Here is an 18729-nt window from a genome sequence, read left to right on the forward strand (position 1 = left end):
ACTGATGACAGAACGCGTGTCCGTCGGCAACCTGCGGGTGGCGCAGGTGCTGTACGACTTCATCACCAACGAGGCGCTGCCCGGAACCGAGATCGACCCCGACAGCTTCTGGGCGGGGGTGGACAAGGTTGTCACCGACCTCACCCCGCAGAACCAGGAACTACTGGCGCGCCGCGACGACCTGCAGGCCCAGATCGACCGGTGGCACCGTCAGCGCATCATCGGGGGGATCGACGCCGCTGAGTACCAGCAGTTCCTCGCTGATATCGGTTACCTGCTGCCCGAACCCGACGACTTCACGATCACCACCGCGGGCGTCGACGACGAGATCACCACCACCGCGGGCCCGCAGCTCGTGGTGCCGATCCTCAATGCCCGGTTCGCCCTCAACGCCGCCAACGCCCGCTGGGGATCGCTGTACGACGCGCTCTACGGCACCGACGTCATCAGCACCGACGACGGCGCCGAGCCGGGCTCGTCGTACAACAAGGTGCGCGGCGACAAGGTGATCGCCTACGCGCGCGCGTTCCTCGACCAGGCCGTGCCGCTGGCCACCGGATCGTGGAGTGAGGCCACCGGCCTGTCCGTCGCCGACGGAGTGCTGGAGATCGCTCAGGGCGATCAGGTCACCGGTTTGGCCGACCCGCAGAAGTTCCTCGGCTACACCGGCACGCTGGGCACCCCGGCCTGGTCGGTGCTGCTGCTCAACAACGGCCTGCACATCGAGATCCTCATCGACCCCGAGTCACCCGTGGGCTCGACCGACAAAGCCGGCATCAAGGACGTGGTGCTGGAGTCGGCGATCACCACGATCATGGACTTCGAGGACTCGGTGGCCGCGGTGGACGCCGACGACAAGGTGCTCGGCTACCGCAACTGGCTCGGCCTGAACAAGGGCGACCTGGCCGAGGAAGTCAGCAAGGGCGGCAAGACTTTCACCCGGGTGCTCAACGGCGACCGCACCTACACCAAGGCCGACGGCGATGGTGAGTTCACCCTGCCCGGCCGCAGCCTGCTGTTCGTCCGCAACGTCGGTCACCTCATGACCAACGACGCGATCGTGGACGCCGAGGGCGCAGAGGTCTTCGAGGGTATCCAGGACGCGCTGTTCACCACGTTGATCGCCCTGCACGGTCTGGGCGGGCAGAACAGCCGCACCGGATCGATCTACATCGTCAAGCCCAAGATGCACGGTCCCGACGAGGTCGCCTTCACCTGTGAGCTGTTCAGCCGCGTCGAAGACGTGCTGGGCCTGCCGCAGAACACCATCAAGGTCGGCATCATGGACGAGGAGCGCCGCACTTCGGCCAACCTCAAGGCCTGCGTGAAGGCGGCCGCCGACCGGGTCGCGTTCATCAACACCGGCTTCCTGGACCGCACCGGCGACGAGATCCACACCTCGATGGAGGCCGGCCCGGTGATCCGCAAGGGTGCGATGAAGACGCAGCCCTGGATCCTGGCCTACGAGGACCAGAACGTCGACGTCGGGCTGGCCACCGGTTTTTCCGGCAAGGCCCAGATCGGCAAGGGCATGTGGGCCATGACCGACCTGATGGCCGCCATGGTCGAGCAGAAGATCGGTCAGCCGCGCGCCGGCGCCACCACCGCCTGGGTGCCCTCACCCACCGCGGCCACCCTGCACGCCATGCACTACCACTACGTGGACGTCTACGCGGTGCACAAGGAATTGGCCGGCAAGTCACGGACCACCCGCGACGAACTGCTGACCATCCCGCTGGCCGCCGAACTGGCCTGGTCGCCGGAGGAGATCCACGAAGAGGTCGACAACAACTGCCAGTCCATCCTCGGCTACGTGGTGCGCTGGGTCGACGCCGGCGTCGGGTGCTCGAAGGTGCCCGACATCCACGACGTGGCGCTCATGGAGGACCGTGCCACACTGCGCATCTCCAGCCAGCTGCTGGCGAACTGGTTGCGGCACGGTGTGATCACCGAAGACGACGTCAAGGCCAGCCTGCGGCGGATGGCCGCGGTCGTCGATACGCAGAACGCGTCGGACCCGGATTACCGCCCGATGGCGCCGGACCCGGAGGGCAGCATCGCCTTCCAGGCCGCGCAGGAACTGATCCTGGCGGGCGCCGCGCAGCCCAGTGGCTACACCGAGCCGATCCTGCATCGGCGCCGGCGCGAGCTCAAAGCCAGCCTCGGCTCCTGAGCTGCCCGGCTCGCCACCGCGAGGAGGCGGACCGCTGATCGCTAGACTCGTGCCGGGTCTGGCGGTACACACCGCGCACACTGTTCGACGAAAGAGGATCAGACACCGCCATGGGCAGGCACAGCAAACCCGGTCCCGGGGAATCCTTCGGCGAACCTGCTGAGCCCTCCGACTCCTCCGCGTCGTCCACCGGCCGGTTCGCCCAGCAACCGGACGAGCCGTCGTATGACGGTTACGAGCCCCTCGACGACCGCTACCAGGCCGACGACGAGCCCGGTTACCGCGACGAAGAGTACGACGGTGACTACGGCACCGACTACGGCAGCGAATACGGCGAGGCCCGGGCCGACGCACCCACACCGCCGCCGGCCACCGGTGGACGGCGGCGCAGCGGCTGGGAGGGCGGCCACCGCAGCGAAGGCGGCCGGCGCGGCGTCAGCATCGGCGTGATCGCCGCGCTCATCACGGTCGTCGTTGTCGTCGGTGCGGTGATCCTGTGGCGGTTCTTCGGCGGAGTGTTGTCGCACCGGTCCACCGAGGCCGCCAAGCAGTGCCTGGCAGGCTCTGCCAACGTACCCGTCCTGGTCGACCCGTCGATCGCCGACAACGTCAAGAAGTTCGCCGAGGGCTACAACGCGAACGCTTCGCCGGTCGGCGATCGTTGCGTGAAAGTCGTTGTCACCACCGCTGATTCAGACGCCGTGATCAACGGTTTCGTGAACCAGTGGCCCGCCGACCTCGGCGAGCGCCCCGCGCTGTGGATTCCGGCCAGCTCGGTGTCAGCCGCCCGGCTGCAGGCCACCGCGGGCAAGGATGTGGTCAGCGATTCCCGGTCCCTGGTCACCTCACCGGTGCTGCTCGCTGTGCGCCCGGCGCTGAAAACAGCGCTCGACCAACAAGGCTGGGGCGCACTGCCGGGCCTGCAGACCAACCCGACCGCACTCGACGGCCTCGACCTGCCGGGCTGGGGTTCACTGCGGCTGGCGCTGCCCGCCGCCGGTGATGCCGACGCCACCTACCTCGTCGCCGAGGCCGTCGCCTCCGCGGCGGCTCCCCCGCAGGCGCCCGCCACCGCGGGCCTTGGGGCGGTCAACACCCTGATCGGTGGTCAGCCCAAGCTGGCCACCAACAGTGCCGACGAGGCCTGGAAGGCATTGCTGGCCAACGGAGATCCCGCCGCGGCCCCGGTGCATGCGGTGGCCACCACCGAACAGCAACTGTTCGCGCGGGCGGCGTCGGTCCAGGACGCCAAGAACACCGTGGCCGGTTTCCTCCCGCCGGGGCCGGTGGCGGTAGCCGACTACCCCACCGTGCTGCTGGCCGGCAACTGGTTGGCCGAGGAGCAGGTGAGCGCGGCCAGTGAGTTCGCCCGCTATATGCGCAAGCCGGAGCAGCTCGCCGAACTCGCCAAGGCCGGCTTCCGCGCCGAGGGCACCACTCCGCCCGGCAACGACGTCGTGCCCTTCGGGCAGCTCGGCGCGCCGCTGAACGTCGGTGACGAGTCAGTGCGCGCCACCCTGGCCGCCGCGTTGTCCGCACCAGCCAACGGTGCCGCCACCACGATCATGCTCGACCAGTCGATGAGCGCCGACGAGGGCGGCAAGTCCCGGCTGGCCAACGTCATCGCGGCCATCGACGGCCGCCTCGGGGCACTACCCGGCAACGCCGCGGTGGGGCTGTGGACGTTCAACGGTGTCGAGGGCCGCTCAGCGGTCGCCATCGGACCGCTGTCTGATCAGCTCGACGGGCAGGCCCGCTCGGCGGTACTGACCGACACCCTCAACGGATTGTCGTCCTCGGGCAGCGGAGCCGTGTCATTCACCACCCTGCGCCTGGTCTACGGTGACGCTGTCACGAACTTCCGCCAGGGACAGGCGAACTCAGTGCTGGTGATCACCCAGGGCCCGCACACCGACCAGTCGCTGGACGGCCCCGGTCTGCAGGAGTACATCAAGTCCGCGGTCGACCCGGCCCGGCCGGTCGCCGTCAACGTCATCGATCTCGGCGACGACCCGGATCGCGCGACGTGGGAGGCGGTCGCCCAGATCTCCGGCGGCTCCTACCAGAACGTGGCGACTTCGAACTCCCCCGATCTGATCGCCGCGGTCAGCCAGCTGCTGTCCTAATCGAGACCCAGCAGGTGGCGGGCACCTGCGGTGAACTCGTCGGGAACTTCCAGCTGCGGGTAATGACCGATGCCGGGCAGCGTGATCACCTCGGCGGCGGGACGCAGTTCGGTCAGGCCGGCCAGGACGTTGGTGGTGGCCACCGGATCCCCGGTGGCCCACAGGAAGTTGAGCGGCTTGTCCCAATCCCGCACCGCGCCGTGCCAGCGCGGCGCGAACCGCACCCGCTCGTGCAGATAGGCGCACAGCAGATGCAGGATCCGCTGGCCGTCCTCGCGGGCCAGCAGCGCCCACTGGGCGGCGGCCTCCTCCGGCGATAGTGGATGAGCCGCGCTGAACAGCTCGGCGAAGCCACGGAGGAAGCCGCGTTTATTGGTGAGCCGTGCCAGCAGCGGGCCCAGCGGGCCGCGCAGGATCTTTTGGCTGCGCCGCAGGCTGGCCCGCTCGATGATCACGCTGCCGTTGGTCAGCACCGCCCGTTGCAGCTCGAACGGCAGTGCGCCGGAGATGTCACGGGCGAGTAGTTCGGTGGCCACCGAGGTGCCCATGTCGTGGGCCAGCAGCACGACCGGACCGACGCCCGCGTCAGCGACCACGTCCTGCACGATGTCGGCCTGCTCCAGCAGGCTGTAGCGGTGCGGCCGCGGTTTGTCCGAGAGCCCGAATCCGAGGAAGTCCAGGGTCAGCCACGGCTGGTCACCCAGCCGGTCGACCACGCCGCGGAAGTCGTAGGAACTGGACGGAAAGCCGTGCAGCAGAAGCAGTGTCGGGGTTCCCCCGGCGGGAGCGGCCGAGGACCGCACGAAAACGTGGCCCGCGCTCGTCGATACGAGCCGTCCCCCGTCTTGCCACTGACGCACACTCGCAGGCAGCACGGACCTGACGGTATCAGTACAGAGCTATCCCCCGTCGCACGAACCACATGCGTCACTGGCCGGAAGGCCACACCAGGAGTGCCCGCCTTCGAGCGACTACCGCCGACTCGCGACGCTTCCGCACCGGAAAAGTCGCTGTGAGGCGGGCACTCATCACGTCACCTCAGCGCCCGCCTGGACAGCCGCTCAGGCGAAGGCCTCCACCGGCGGGCAGGAGCACACCAGGTTGCGGTCGCCGTAGGCCCCGTCGATACGGCGCACCGGCGGCCACACCTTGGGCCGGAACGCCTTGCCCAGCGGGTAGGCCGCCTGCTCGCGGGTGTACGGGTGGGTCCACTCGTCGACCAGCAGGCAGGCCGCGGTGTGCGGCGCATTGTGCAGCGGGTTGTCCTCGGCGGGCCATTCACCGGAGCCGACCTTGTCGATCTCGGCGCGGATCGCGATCATCGCCTCGCAGAAAGCGTCGACCTCGGCCAGGCTCTCACTCTCGGTCGGCTCCACCATCAGCGTCCCGGACACCGGGAAGCTCATGGTCGGAGCGTGGAAACCGAAGTCCGCCAGCCGCTTTGCTACATCATCGACGGTCACGCCGGTGGCCTTGGTGATGCCCCGCAGATCCAGGATGCACTCGTGGGCCACCATGCCGTTCTCCCCGGTGTAGAGCACCGGGTAGTACTCGTCGAGGCGGCGGGCGATGTAGTTGGCCGAGGCGATGGCCGTCAGTGAGGCGTCTCGCAGGCCCCGCCCACCCATCATCCGGATGTAGGCCCAGGTGATCGGCAGGATCGATGCCGAACCGTACGGCGCCGCCGACACCACATGCCCCTGCGGCAGCTCCTCAGCCAGCGGATGACCTGGCAGGTATTGCGCCAGATGTGACCGCACCGCCACCGGTCCGACACCCGGGCCACCGCCCCCGTGCGGGATGCAGAACGTCTTGTGCAGGTTCAGGTGGCTGACGTCGCCGCCGAACTTGCCCGGGCGAGCCAGCCCGACCAGCGCGTTGAGGTTCGCTCCGTCGACGTAGACCTGACCGCCGGCATCGTGCACCGCCGCACAGATGTCGGCGATGTCGTGCTCGTACACGCCGTGCGTGGACGGGTAGGTGATCATCAGGGCGGCCAGCCGATCGGCATGCTCGCCGACCTTGGCCCGCAGGTCGTCGAGGTCCACGTCGCCGTTCTCCCGGCAGGACACCACGACCACCCGCATGCCGACCATCGCCGCCGAGGCGGCGTTGGTGCCGTGCGCGCTCGACGGGATCAGGCACACGTCGCGGTGACCGTCACCCCGGCCCGCGTGGTAGTCCCGGATGGCGAGCAACCCGGCATACTCGCCCTGCGATCCGGCGTTGGGCTGCAACGAGATTGCGTCGTATCCGGTGACCGCGGTCAGCCAGTCCTGCAGGTCGGCGATCAGCTTGCGCAACCCCGGGGCGTCCCCGGCGGGGGCGAACGGATGCTGGCGGCCGAACTCCGGCCAGGTGATGGACTCCATCTCCGCGGCGGCGTTGAGCTTCATGGTGCACGAGCCCAGCGGGATCATGCTGCGGTCCAGCGCGATGTCCTTGTCGGCCAGCGACCGCAGGTACCGCATCATCTCGGTCTCGGTGCGGTATTTGGTGAATGCCGGATGGGTCAGGAATCCGCTTGTCCGCGAAGCGATCTCAGGACCGGCGTAGGCACCGGCGGGCACCGCCCCGAAGGCCTCGAGGACCAGTGCCACCTGCTCGGCCGTGGTGGCCTCGTCACAGCTGACCGACACGTGGTCGGCGTCCACCCGCCAGATGTTGATACCGCGCCCCTTGGCCTCGGCTTGCACGGCGGCAGCCCGGTTGGGCACCTGGACCAGGACGGTGTCGAAGAAGGTGTCGTGGACAACCTCCACCCCGGCGGCGGCCAGGCCAGCGGCCAGCGCCCGGGCATGCCCGTGCACCCGCCGGGCGATGCCGGTCAGGCCGTCGGCACCGTGGTAGCTGGCGTACATCGCAGCCATGATGGCCAGCAGCACCTGGGCGGTGCAGATGTTGGAGGTCGCCTTGTCCCGGCGGATGTGCTGTTCGCGGGTCTGCAGCGACAACCGGTAGGCCGGCGAGCCGTCGGCGTCGACGGACACCCCGACCAGCCGGCCGGGCAACTGGCGGGCATGCTTGGCGTGCACGGCCAGGAACCCTGCATGCGGACCGCCGAATCCCATTGGGACACCGAATCGTTGGGCACTGCCGAAGGCGACGTCGGCACCGATCTCACCGGGCGGGGCGATCAGGGTCAGGGCCAGCAGATCGGCACCGAGGGCGATCAGCGCGCCGCGCTCGTGGGCCTGCTCGACGAGCTTGGACCAGTCGGTCACCCGGCCGCTGGCTCCGGGCAGCTGTGCGATGACGCCGAAGAACTCGCCCTCGGGCAGTCCGTCACGCAGCTCGGCGGTGACGATCTCGATGCCCAGCGGCTCGGCGCGGGTGGCCAGGATCGCCGCAGTCTGGGCGAACACATCGGCGTCGACAGCGAGCCGGTTCGAGGCTCCCCGCGAGGCCCGGTGCATCAGCGTCATCGCCTCGGCGGCCGCGGTGCCCTCGTCAAGCATCGAGGCGTTGGCCACCTCGAGCCCGGTCAGGTCGGCGATCATGGTCTGGAAGTTCAGCAGCGCCTCGAGCCGGCCCTGGCTGATCTCCGGCTGGTACGGGGTGTAGGCGGTGTACCAGGCCGGGTTCTCCAGGATGTTGCGCAGCAGTACCGGCGGGGTCAGCGTGTCGTAGTAGCCCTGCCCGATCATCGACACCGCGATGGTGTTGCTGTCGGCCATCGCCCGCAATTCGGCCAGCGCCTCGTGCTCACCGACCGCGGCGGGCAACCGGTCCAGTCCCGGCGCGATGCCGTCGGAGCCGAGCAGGTCCAGAACGCCTGCGGGCAACGCCTTGGCGGCCAGCTCGTCGAGGGTGGCCACGCCGATGACGTCGAGCATGGTCGCCAGATCGTCGGAGTCCGGTCCGATGTGGCGGTCGGCGAAGCTGGGCTGGGTGTGGTCTGACACGGGGGGGCTCCTGACTCGGGCGGACGCAGCCGTCAGCGGCGTCCTCTCCCTCTGTCGTCGACCCGTGCCGGGTGCCTGAGAGATTCGGCGCCTGACCAGGCGCCTTTCCCCATGGGCGGGTGACCAGCAGGTCACCACTTTCCAGAGGCATCGTGGCCGAGCGCGGTCCGGGTGCCTGAGAGGTTGACGGAGAGGTATTGCTCCTTCGGCGTCCGTGACTGGCGGCCACGGAACTCTCCCGCACAAGGGCGATGCAGGCTCGATTCTAGCCGTGCACCGACCAGCAGGCGCACCAGCGGGCAGGCCTCGGCGTCAGCCGATCTTGCGATCGCGGCTCTTGCGCCGCGAGGCCAGCTCATCTTCGGGCGAGGCGATGGACTCGCCGCCGTCGGCCCGCTCACCCGGGAAGTCGGCGATGGCACCGGACAGCTCACGCATCGCACCGCTGACCGCGATGCCGAACACGCCTTGACCACCCTGCAGCAGGTCGACGACCTCTTCGGCCGAGGTGCACTCGTAGACGGTGGTGCCGTCGGAGAACAAGGTGATGTTGGCCAGGTCCTGCACACCGCGCTGACGGAGGTGATCGACGGCGACGCGGATGTTGTGCAGCGAGATACCGGTGTCCAGCAGTCGCTTGACGATCTTGAGAACCAGGATGTCCTTGAACGAGTACAGCCGCTGGCTGCCGGAGCCGGCCGCGCCGCGGATCGACGGCACCACCAGTGAGGTGCGAGCCCAGTAGTCGAGCTGGCGGTAGGTGATGCCGGCGATCTGGCAGGCGCTCGGTCCGCGGTAACCGACGAGTTCGTCGGGCACCGAGTCGTCCGGGAAGAGACCGCCCTGCACCGGCTCGCTCACCGGGCGCACGGCACTGTCCTCCTCGAAACGCCCGGCGGAGTCGGAAAGGCCCGCGCCGGCAAGATCCAGCTGTCCCTGACGTGGCTGCTCGCCCACGATGCTTCCTCTCGCCGTTCGAACCATGGCCCGCTGACCGCCGCCGCACCCCGTTTGCCCTGCGTTCGAGTCCTTCGAGCATACGCTTGTCGACGGGCGGTCGTGCTCGTCGTCGTCATGAAAAGTATGGCCGCCACCGGGCATGCTCCCGGCATCCGCCACGCGTGTCGAACCGCCGCCAACCGAGATGAGACGGATCCGTGATCTTGACCGGCGGCGGCATACCCGCTCAGGTGGCCTTGAAATCGTCCGGGGACACGCTGTCGAGAAACTCCTTGAATTTCTCCACCTCGTCCTCACGAACGGCTCCCCCGGACTCGTCGTCGTTCTCGTCGGGAATCAGCAGACCCGCCTCGGCGAGCACCGCCTCCTCGACGTAGATCGGGACACCCACCCGCAAGGCGATGGCCACCGAGTCGGACGGCCGGGCCGACACCTTGATATCGCGGTCGAAGATCAGGTCCGCGTAGAAGGTGCCTTCCTGCAGATCGACGATTCGCACTTCCTTCAGCGAATGCCCAAGGGCGGCAATGAGATCTCGGATCAGGTCGTGGGTGAGCGGCCGGGCCGGCTCGACGCCCTGCTGCTCCAGCGCGATCGCGGTGGCCTCGGACTGACCGATCCAGATGGGCAGGTAACGGTCACCGTTGGATTCGCGCAGCAACAGAACCGGCTGGTTCTGGGGCTGCTCGACCCGGATTCCGACCACACGAACCTCACCCATTTGCCTCTGACCTCCGAGCTGGTTGTGCCGTCGGTTGCGAGTCTAATCCTCAGCGATCGAGAACGTCGCGTACAGCGGACTTGATCAGCGAGGTGTGCAGCGTGATCGCCAATGCGGCCACTTCCCTGGCGAGGTCGTCGGCACGGTCGCGCGCACCGGTCCGGCCCGCCTTGCCCACCGGCCCGGCGATCTGGGCGATCAGATCCGACTGCCGGTCGGCGGCCGAGCGGAATGCGCGCAGGTGGCGGGGCTCCACGCCGTATTCGCCAAGGGCCTGGGCGCACTGGACGATCACCACGGCGTGCTCGTCGAAGAACCCGCCGGGCCCGGTGGTGATCACCCCGGCCTTGCACAGTGCGGTCAGCAGCCCGTCGTCGACGCCGGAGCGGGCCAGCACGTCCTCCCGGCTCAGCCGGACCTGGGCGCGGGCGACCGCGGCGTCATCGGCACCGGGTTCTGCGGACACCGGCACCAATCGCGGTACGGCATAAGGAGATCCGGCCTGCGGCAGTTCCCCGTCCGGCGAGGCGTCGAGCTGCTGCTTGATCACCTTCAGCGGCAGGTAGTGATCCTTCTGGGCGGTGAGGATGAACCGCAGCCGCGCGCAGTCGTACGCAGTGAACCGCCGATACCCCGATCCCGTGCGCTGGGGCGTGACGAGGCCCTCAGCTTCCAAGAACCGGATCTTGGAGATCGTCACGTCCGGGAAGTCCGGTCGTAGCAGGTCCAGGACCGCTCCGATCGACATCCCGGCAAGCGCGGGAGTATCGGGGGCGGTCACTAGCTTCCGGGACCGCCTTCGCCGTCGGCCGGCTTCGGCCCGGTCAGGAACACCAGGCGGAACTTGCCGATCTGGACCTCGTCACCGTTGGCCAGCGTGGCCGAGTCGACGGGTTCGCGGTTGACGTAGGTGCCGTTGAGGCTGCCCACATCGACGACCTGGAATTCGCTGCCGTCCAGCCGGAACTCGGCATGCCGGCGGCTGACGGTGACGTCGTCGAGGAAGATGTCGGAGTCAGGATGGCGGCCCGCCGACGTGGTCGGCTGGTCGAGCAGGAACCGCGAGCCCGCGTTGGGCCCACGCTTGACAACCAACAGCGCCGAACCGACCGGGAGACCCTCGACCCCCGACACCGCGCTGTCGCTGCTTGCGCTCGCCGGGGCGTCCAACTCGTTGAGAAAGTCCGCGCGGAAGACGGATGTCGTCTCCACGGTGACTTCGTCAGACGTCTGGTCCACCCCAGAGTTCTGGTCCTTGTCCGTCACCCGCTGCTCCTCACTGGCTGCCGTGGCGATTCCTGGCAGGGACCCCCACCAGGCGCCCGTCCGCCTTGATCATCACTAACGTCGACCGTACCGCGCGATGGTCGTCGGTGTGCCCACCACCGCCGGATCGGTGACTGACAGGCACTCCAACTACATCATTCCGTCACTGTGCCCCGATAGGCGTCCGCATCGAGCAACGCCGCCAACCCCTGCTCGAGGGTATCGCCGTCGACCTCGAGGTCCAACAGCCACCCCTGGCCATAGGGATCGGAGTTCACCAGCGCCGGGTTGGCATCCAGATCGCCGTTGACGGCAATTACTTTCGCGGTGACCGGCGCATAGAGGTCCGACACCGACTTGGTGGACTCCACCTCACCGAAGGACTCACCGGCGGTGACCTCGGAGCCGACCTCGGGCAACTGGACGAAGACCACGTCCCCGAGGGAGGACTGGGCGAAGTCGGTGATCCCGACCCGCACGGTGCCGTTGCCGGTGACCCGCACCCACTCGTGCTCGGCGGTGTAGCGCAGGTCGGCTGGGATTTCGCTCACAGTGCTCCTTCAAGAACGCTCATTTGACGGGCTGAGCGTATTGGCGTGCTTTCGGTTGCCGCAAGGTGGTGATGTCCACACGATCGGTCTGAGACACCGTCATGGTCCCGCCGACCCGTTCGACGCTGTCAACCGCTCCGCCGGGAATGTTCATCGCCGCCGCCAGGGTCGGTGGATCGCCAATGGCCAGAACAGAATACGGCGGGCTCAGGGTTTGGTTGTCGATCTGCAGGGCACCGGGGGCGCCGACCACCCAGGTGTCGACCCCGACCCGGACGGCCTGCTGGCCGGATCGGATCTCCATGGCCTCCGCGCCCGCGGCGCGCAATTCGTTGATCACATCGAGCATGGTCTCCGGGGCCACGCCGGGTCCCGGGTCGGTGATGGTGATGCTCACCCCCGGACCGGTGGCCGCCACCGTGCCGATCAGGATCGAGAGCGCGGCCAGCCTGGTCTGGGCGTTCTGGATGGCGGCCTGGTCGCTGTTACCGGCCGCCTGCATGGCCGCCAGGTTGCGCTGGAGTTCGGCCACCTCGGTGTTGAGCGCCGCCTCGCGTTGTTGCAGCGAGTCCAGCAGCACCAGCAGATCGGCGGGCCGCGCGGTCTCCAGCGCGTCCCCGGACTCGGTCTGGCGGACCTGGGTGACGATCGCGATACCGAGCACCAGGCACAGCAGCACCCCGAGCACCCCGAACACCAGCTGGGATCGGGTCCGCCGGGGTGGCGGGTCCGGCTCGGCGGGCTGCTCCCCCTCGGTCATCTCAGGCCCCGAACAGTCTGCGGCGCAAGGCCGCGGCATTGCCGAAGATGCGGATGCCGAGCACGACGATGATCGCGGTGGACAGTTGGGTGCCGACGCCGAGCTGGTCGCCGACATAGACGATGAGCGCGGCGACCAGGACGTTGAACACGAAGGAGATCACGAACACCTTGGCGTCGAAGATCTTCTCCAGGTAGGCGCGCAGCCCGCCGAACACGGCGTCGAGCGCCGCGACGACCGCGATCGGCAGGTACGGCTGGATCACCTCGGGGACGCTCGGGTGGAACACCAGGCCCAGCACGATGCCGACGACGAGTGCCGCGATTCCGATCATGTTCTCTTCCTAGGGCCCGATCTGCTTGGCAAATTTAGTCTCTCGGACCGGACCGGCGGGCAGCGACAGGCCGTCGCCGTTGCTGACCTGCACGCCGACGCCGTAGGACGCCTCCAGCAGCCGCATCCGCTGCAGGCCGGCGCTGCGTTCGAAGGTCTCCCGCATGGTGTTGGGTGGGCCGACCGCCAGGATCGTGTACGGGCTGGCGATCGGGTGATTGTCCACCAGGATCGCGCCGCCGGCCTGGCGGATCGTGACGTTCGGCCCGATCCGCACCCCGCCGACCGAAATCGCCTCTGCCCCACTGGCCCAGAGCGAATTGACGACCAATTGCAGATCCCGGTCGAGGATGACCTGGCGACTGCCGGGGACCCGCTGTTTGGACACGTCGGTCAGGTCGCGTCCGACATTCGGATCGGTCACCGTGATGTCCAGGCCGGGCCCGATCACCGCGGTGGTTCCCGCGGACAGGCTGAGCTGATCGAGCCGGGTCAACAGATCCCGACCGGTGACGTCCTCGCGCAATTCGCGCCGCTGGATGTCGTCGGCCTGGGCGGCAAGCGCGTCGCGGCGCTGCGCGAGCCGGTCGGTGTTGACCTCGGCAGTGCGCGCGCTCGCGGCCAGCACCTGCTGGGCCACGCTGACGCCCGGGGCGGTCGATCGGGCCTGGGCCACCGCGGCGGCGAACACCGCGGCGATCAGCAGCGCGGCCAGCGCCTGCCACAGCCGGTCGGTTCCCGGGGCGCGAGTGTGGCCGGCTTCGCGGCGGGCCGCCGCGGCGGCGTAGCCGGGGTCGAGATGTTCGGTGAGCAGTGAGCGCAGCAGTGACGGCAGCGGGATGCGGGCCGCGTGGTCGATCTCGCCGGGCGGCCGCCCGGCCTGCGGGTCGTAGCCGCCGAGCGCGGGGTCAGCCGGTGCGGGCATCGCGGGTGGTGTCGACTCGTGGCAGCGTGCGGACAACCAGGCGAACCTGCAGCAGGTAGAGCACCGCCGACCACAGGTACATCCCCAGACCCCAGAGGACAAAACCCCACCCGCAGGCTCCGATGACCCGGCTCCACGTGGCGTCCCACTGGCCCAGTAGCACCAGCGGGAAGCCGGACATCAGCGCGAAGGTGGCGGCCTTTCCGATATAGGTCACCGGCAAGGCGGCCAGCCCGCGACGGCGGACCACCGGCAACGTCGCCGCCAGTATGGCGTCACGCCCGATCAGGGTGCCGACCACCCACCACGGCACCACACCGGACAGGCCCAGCCCCAGCGGCACGGCGACCATGTAGATGCGGTCCACCAGAGGGTCCAGCAGCGCACCGAGCCGGGACGACTGGTTGTCCACCAGGCGGGCGATCTTGCCGTCCGCCCAGTCGGAGAATCCGCTGAACATCAGGATCGCCACCGCCCACCCGTAGGCGTGGGTGACCAGCATCAGATACAGGAACACCGGCACCAGCAGCAGCCGGATCACCGACAACACGTTCGGGATCGTCAGCACCCGATCGTCGCCGCGGTTCGTCATGGGACGAACCTATCGCTAGCGGAACACCCCTGGCAGGCTCAGCGCCGACAGAGTGTCGTCGTTGAGCGGGTTGTCGTGCACCATGTACGTCCACGTCGAGGTCGGCCGCGCCAGCTTGGACAGATCCAGGCCCTGTTCCTCCTCGAGGACGTTGGCCGTCTCGAAGGTCTGCTGGGCGGCTTCGATCGCATCGGCGGCCAGGTGGCCGAAGGCGTCGACGGCCATCCGGTGGAACTCGTCGAGCGGGTTCTGCCTGCCAAGTGCGCGCAGGTGGATGCTCTCGCGGATGTCGGACAGGTAGGCCAGGTGATCAGCCCAGCCACGGTCGAGGTGGTACAGCATGATGTCGCGGCAGATCTTTTCGAGCCGATCCTCGGAGACCTTCTCCGACAGCGCCTCGTAGCGGTCCGGGGACAGCTCGGCGAGTTCCTCGCGGGCGGCAGCCGTGCTCAGCAGGGTGTTGCGCCGTTCGACGATGATGGCGCGCTGCTGGGCGATCAGCTGGTTGTAGCGCCAGGTGTTGGCGTGCACGTCGAGCAGCCGGCCCTCCGCGACGCGCTGGGCGTGGTCGAGCAGCGAAGCGGCCTTCGGGCTGGTGATGCGGCCGGTGTCGTCGGTGTCCAGCGGCAGCTTCCCGCGCTCGATGTGGGAGGTGACGACGTCGTCCTCCCAGCTGGCGAAGAATGCGGTCGAACCCGGGTCACCCTGACGGCCAGCGCGCCCGCGCAGCTGGTTGTCCAGCCGCTCGGTGTTGTGCCTGCCGGTGCCGATGACGTGCAGGCCACCGAGTTCGGCCACTTTCTCGTGATCGGCCTCGTCGGAGCCGCCGAGCCGGATGTCGGTACCGCGGCCGGCCATCTGGGTGGATACCGTCACCGCGCCGAGCTTGCCGGCCTCGGCGATGACGGCCGCCTCCTCCTCGTCGTTCTTGGCGTTGAGCACCACCGCCGGGACGCCGCGGCGCACCAGCCGTTCGTAGAGCTCCTCGGATTCGGCGACGTCGTGGGTGCCGACCAGGATCGGCTGACCGCTGGCGTGCACCTCGATGATGTGCTCGATGATCGCCTCGGTCTTGGCCGCCGCGGTGATGTACACCCGGTCGGGCTGGTCCTCCCGGATGTTGGGGGTGTTCGGTGGGATCGGTGACACGCCGAGCTTGTAGAACTGGCGCAGCTGTTCACCGGCGGCCAGCGCGGTGCCCGTCATGCCGCAGACCGTGGGATACCGGTTGATCAACGCCTGCACGGTGATCGTGTCGAGGACCTCGCCGGTCTCGGTGGTCTCGATGCCCTCTTTGGCCTCGACCGCGGCCTGCAGGCCGTCCGGCCAGCGCTGCAGCTGGGCGATCCGGCCACGGGAGGAGTTGATCAGCTGCACTGCGCCGTTGCGCACGATGTAGTGGACGTCGCGCTGCAGCAGGACGTGCGCATGCAGGGCCACGTTGACCTCGGTCAGGGTGCTGCCGACATGTTCCTCGGAGTACAGGTCGATGCCACCGAGTGACTTTTCCAGCTTCTGGGCGCCCGACTCGGTGAGGTGCACGTTGCGGCTGTCCTCGTCGGTGTCGTAATCCTGGCCGGCCACCAGCTCGCCGACGAGTCGGACGATCTCCAGCTTCGGGGTCTCACGGTGGGTGGTGCCGGCCAGCACCAGCGGCACCAGGGCCTCGTCGACCAGCACCGAGTCGGCTTCGTCGATCAGGGCGACGTCGGGGTTCGGCGACACCAGGTCCGCCTCGTCGGTCACCAGCTGGTCGCGCAGCACGTCGAAACCGATCTCGTTGACCGAGGCGTAGGTGACGTCGCACTGGTAGGCGGCGCGGCGCTCCTCGGCGGTGGAGTCCTCGGTGATCCACCCGACGGTCAGGCCCATCGCCTCGATCAGCGGGCCCATCCATTCGGCGTCGCGGCGAGCGAGGTAGTCGTTGATGGTGACGACGTGGACGTGCCGGCCGGCCAGGGCGTAGCCGGCCGCGGCGATCGCGCCCGAGAGTGTCTTGCCCTCACCGGTCGCCATCTCGACGACATCGCCGGCCATCATCCGCAGCGCGCCGAGCAGCTGGACGTCGAACGGACGCAGTCCGGTGGTCCGCTCCGCGGCCGCTCTGGCGATGGCCAGGAACTGCGGGATATCGGCCGAGCCTGCGAGCTCGTCGAGCTCGAGCAGTTCGGCGGCCTTCTTCAGCTGGTCGTCGTCGAGCCCCTTGGCCTTCTCGTCGAACTCTGCCGAGGCGTCGACCTCGGCCATCGATTCGGCTTTGGTCTTCTCCGTCGTCGCCCCGAGCATGCGCCAGAACCCGCGGGTGAGGCGGCCCGGCCCGGCCGTGGTGGTCTTGCTTTTCTTCGCCACGCGTCAACGGTACCGGCGGCACCGACGGCTGCTGCGTCAGCTGGCCGGGATCGCCCGGAATTTCTCGGTGCGTGAGCGCGCAAGGAGGCCGGTCACGGTAGGTTCGCCGCAGAACGAAGTGGGGTGAGGGCAAGTGGACACGTCGACGTTCCGGCCCTCGTTGGACTGGGGCAGCGAGTTCTACCAGTCGATGTGGTGGCTGCTCAAGGTCTTCGTCATCACCGCGCCGTGCGTGCTCGTGGTGTTGGTGGCGCTGCGCCGGGGCACCGAATGGGGGCGGCAGTACTGGCGGATCAGCGGTGCGTATTTCACCGGACGGCACAGTGTGCTCACGTGGACGCTGCTGGCCCTGATGTTGCTGTCGACGATCGTCTCGGTGCGGATCAACCTGCTGTTGAGTTATCAGGTCAACGATCTGTTCAACGCCTTGCAGGTTGCCTTCTCCAACCCCGGCAACGACTCCGGAGCACACGGGTTCTGGATGACGATGGTGATCTTCGCCGTGCTGGCAGCCCTGCATGTCGCACGCTACCTCGCCGACTTGTACCTGACCCAGCGGTTCATCATGCGATGGCGAATATGGTTGAGCCACAGAGTGATCGACGACTGGCTGGGCGACGGGGCATACATCCGGAGCCAGTTTTCCCGCGAGCCGGCCGATAGCCCGGATCAGCGGATCCAACAGGACGTCGACATCTTCACCACCGGAGTCGGCAGCCAGACCAACGTCCCGGCCTACGGATCGGGCCAAACCCTGCTCTTCGGCGCGGTCTGGTCGGCGCTCACGGTGTTCTCGTTCGGGACCATCCTCTGGCAGCTCTCTGGGCCGTTACATCTGTGGAACGTCACGATTCCGCGCGCGCTGTTCTGGATCGTGCTGATCTACGTGCTGCTGGGGAGCGTCGTCGCCTTCGCCATCGGCAGGCCGATGATCCGGCTCAGCTATCTCAATGAGCTGCGCAATGCCGCGTTCCGCTACGCGCTGGTGCGGCTGCGCGATGCCAGCATGGCCATCGGAATGTACGAGGGCGAAGATGTCGAACGCACAGCGCTGCATCGCCGGCTGCAATCGGCCATGGACAACTATCGGCGCTGGGTGAACAAGATGGTCGTGCTCACTGGGTGGAACCTGTCGATGAGTCAAGCGATCAACCCGCTTCCCTTCATCGTTCAGGCACAGCGGTTGTTCGCCAGGGAGATCACGTTCGGCGGCGTGATGCAGTCGGCCACGGCCTTTCACATGATTCACGACTCACTGTCGTTTTTCCGCAACGCCTATGACGCGTTCGCGAGCTTCCGGGGCGCCACGATCAGGCTCAACGGGTTGATCGACGCCAACGCGCGCGCCCGCGCACTGGCACCCGCGCCGATCGCCGAATCCTTCGACGGCTCGGTGACCCTCGAGAAACTCGAGGTGCGGACCCCCGGTGGCCGACCACTCGTTGCCGACCTGAATGTTCGCCTTGCACCGGGTGATTCACTGCTGATTTCCGGCGACTCGGGCATCGGCAAGACGGTGTTGATGCAGAGCATCGCCGGATTGTGGCCGTTTCACTCGGGCTCGGTGGCACTGCCGGGCGGACGGCACGCGGCCATGTTCGTCCCCCAACTCCCCTACCTGCCGCTGGGAACCCTGCGCGCCGTGGTGAGCTACCCGCGCCCGGAAGGCTCGGCTAGCGACCGGCAGATTCAGCAGGCACTGGCCAAGGTGGCGCTGTCACAGCTGATCCTGCATGTCGGAGAGGACCGGGACTGGGCCAAGACACTGTCGGTGGGCGAGCAACAGCGGTTGACGTTCGCGCGCATTCTGCTGGCCCGGCCCAAAGCTGTGTTCCTGGATGAATCGACATCGGCGATGGACGAGGGCCTCGAGCTGATGCTCTATCAACTGCTGCGCACTGAGCTCCCGGACGTGATCATGGTCAGCGTCAGTCATCGGGCCACCGTCGAACCATTCCACGCCCGGCGCCTGCGGCTGCTTGGCGACGGACGCTGGCGAATCGAACCGCTGACATCGGCGATAGTGAGCCCCGACATAGCGCCTCCAACGGTCTGTTCTTAACCAGTC

15 protein-coding genes and 2 riboswitches are annotated in these 18729 nt (G+C 68.0%); of the genes, 3 read left to right on the forward strand and 12 right to left on the reverse strand.

The genetic code is table 11. The features are described from left to right. Positions 1-4: 4 nt before the first annotated feature. Positions 5-2173: a malate synthase G gene (locus G6N35_RS07500; RefSeq protein WP_163803684.1), complete on the forward strand. Its 2169-nt coding sequence runs from the start codon at positions 5-7 to the stop codon at positions 2171-2173. Between the two features lie 110 nt (positions 2174-2283). Next, positions 2284-4299, forward strand: coding sequence for a vWA domain-containing protein (locus G6N35_RS07505; RefSeq protein ID WP_163803685.1), 2016 nt, complete (start codon positions 2284-2286; stop codon positions 4297-4299). On the opposite strand, the gene G6N35_RS07510 is transcribed toward G6N35_RS07505, so the two are convergent. The 12 genes from G6N35_RS07510 to secA2 form a co-directional block, all read right to left on the reverse strand. Next, positions 4296-5174: an alpha/beta fold hydrolase gene (locus G6N35_RS07510; RefSeq protein ID WP_163803686.1), complete on the reverse strand. Its 879-nt coding sequence runs from the start codon at positions 5172-5174 to the stop codon at positions 4296-4298. The two genes, G6N35_RS07505 and G6N35_RS07510, sit on opposite strands and share 4 nt — an antisense overlap. Positions 5175-5360: 186 nt before the next feature. Then, complete coding sequence (gene gcvP / locus G6N35_RS07515) at positions 5361-8204, reverse strand: aminomethyl-transferring glycine dehydrogenase (protein WP_163803687.1); 2844 nt, start codon at positions 8202-8204, stop codon at positions 5361-5363. Positions 8205-8245: 41 nt separating this feature from the next. Further along, positions 8246-8357: riboswitch (glycine riboswitch) on the reverse strand. Continuing rightward, a riboswitch (glycine riboswitch) is annotated at positions 8358-8455 on the reverse strand. It abuts the riboswitch before it with no gap. 61 nt (positions 8456-8516) lie between these two features. Next, positions 8517-9161, reverse strand: a complete 645-nt coding sequence (locus G6N35_RS07520; RefSeq protein ID WP_179967325.1) for a MerR family transcriptional regulator — start codon at positions 9159-9161, stop codon at positions 8517-8519. 229 nt (positions 9162-9390) lie between these two features. Further along, positions 9391-9885: a bifunctional nuclease family protein gene (locus tag G6N35_RS07525; RefSeq protein ID WP_163803689.1), complete on the reverse strand. Its 495-nt coding sequence runs from the start codon at positions 9883-9885 to the stop codon at positions 9391-9393. A 49-nt stretch (positions 9886-9934) separates the two neighbouring features. Further along, positions 9935-10666, reverse strand: a complete 732-nt coding sequence (gene ftsR, locus G6N35_RS07530) for a transcriptional regulator FtsR (protein WP_163803690.1) — start codon at positions 10664-10666, stop codon at positions 9935-9937. Further along, entirely contained in the window at positions 10666-11151 is a 486-nt protein-coding gene (gene garA, locus G6N35_RS07535; protein ID WP_163803691.1) for a glycogen accumulation regulator GarA, read from the reverse strand. Before garA ends, ftsR begins: the two co-directional genes overlap by 1 nt. A gap of 155 nt (positions 11152-11306) precedes the next feature. Beyond that, positions 11307-11702, reverse strand: coding sequence for a glycine cleavage system protein GcvH (gene gcvH / locus G6N35_RS07540; protein WP_163803692.1), 396 nt, complete (start codon positions 11700-11702; stop codon positions 11307-11309). Between the two features lie 19 nt (positions 11703-11721). Continuing rightward, positions 11722-12462, reverse strand: coding sequence for a DUF881 domain-containing protein (locus G6N35_RS07545; RefSeq protein ID WP_163803693.1), 741 nt, complete (start codon positions 12460-12462; stop codon positions 11722-11724). A gap of 1 nt (position 12463) precedes the next feature. Next, positions 12464-12796 (reverse strand): small basic family protein, encoded by a 333-nt coding sequence (locus tag G6N35_RS07550; RefSeq protein ID WP_059019068.1) that lies wholly within the window; start codon positions 12794-12796, stop codon positions 12464-12466. Between the two features lie 9 nt (positions 12797-12805). Next, entirely contained in the window at positions 12806-13720 is a 915-nt protein-coding gene (locus tag G6N35_RS07555; RefSeq protein WP_163803694.1) for a DUF881 domain-containing protein, read from the reverse strand. After that, a complete protein-coding gene (locus G6N35_RS07560; protein ID WP_163803695.1) occupies positions 13704-14312 on the reverse strand; it encodes a CDP-alcohol phosphatidyltransferase family protein in 609 nt (202 codons plus the stop codon). Before G6N35_RS07560 ends, G6N35_RS07555 begins: the two co-directional genes overlap by 17 nt. Before the next feature lie 15 nt (positions 14313-14327). Continuing rightward, on the reverse strand, positions 14328-16598 hold the full coding sequence (secA2, locus tag G6N35_RS07565) for an accessory Sec system translocase SecA2 (RefSeq protein WP_220098532.1): 2271 nt from the start codon (positions 16596-16598) through the stop codon (positions 14328-14330). 196 nt (positions 16599-16794) lie between these two features. Here secA2 and G6N35_RS07570 point away from each other — a divergent pair, with 196 nt between their 5' ends. Continuing rightward, positions 16795-18723: an ABC transporter ATP-binding protein/permease gene (locus tag G6N35_RS07570; protein ID WP_407664517.1), complete on the forward strand. Its 1929-nt coding sequence runs from the start codon at positions 16795-16797 to the stop codon at positions 18721-18723. Positions 18724-18729: the final 6 nt, after the last annotated feature.

The sequence above is a fragment of the Mycolicibacterium anyangense genome (genome assembly GCF_010731855.1).
Taxonomy (GTDB): domain Bacteria; phylum Actinomycetota; class Actinomycetes; order Mycobacteriales; family Mycobacteriaceae; genus Mycobacterium; species Mycobacterium anyangense.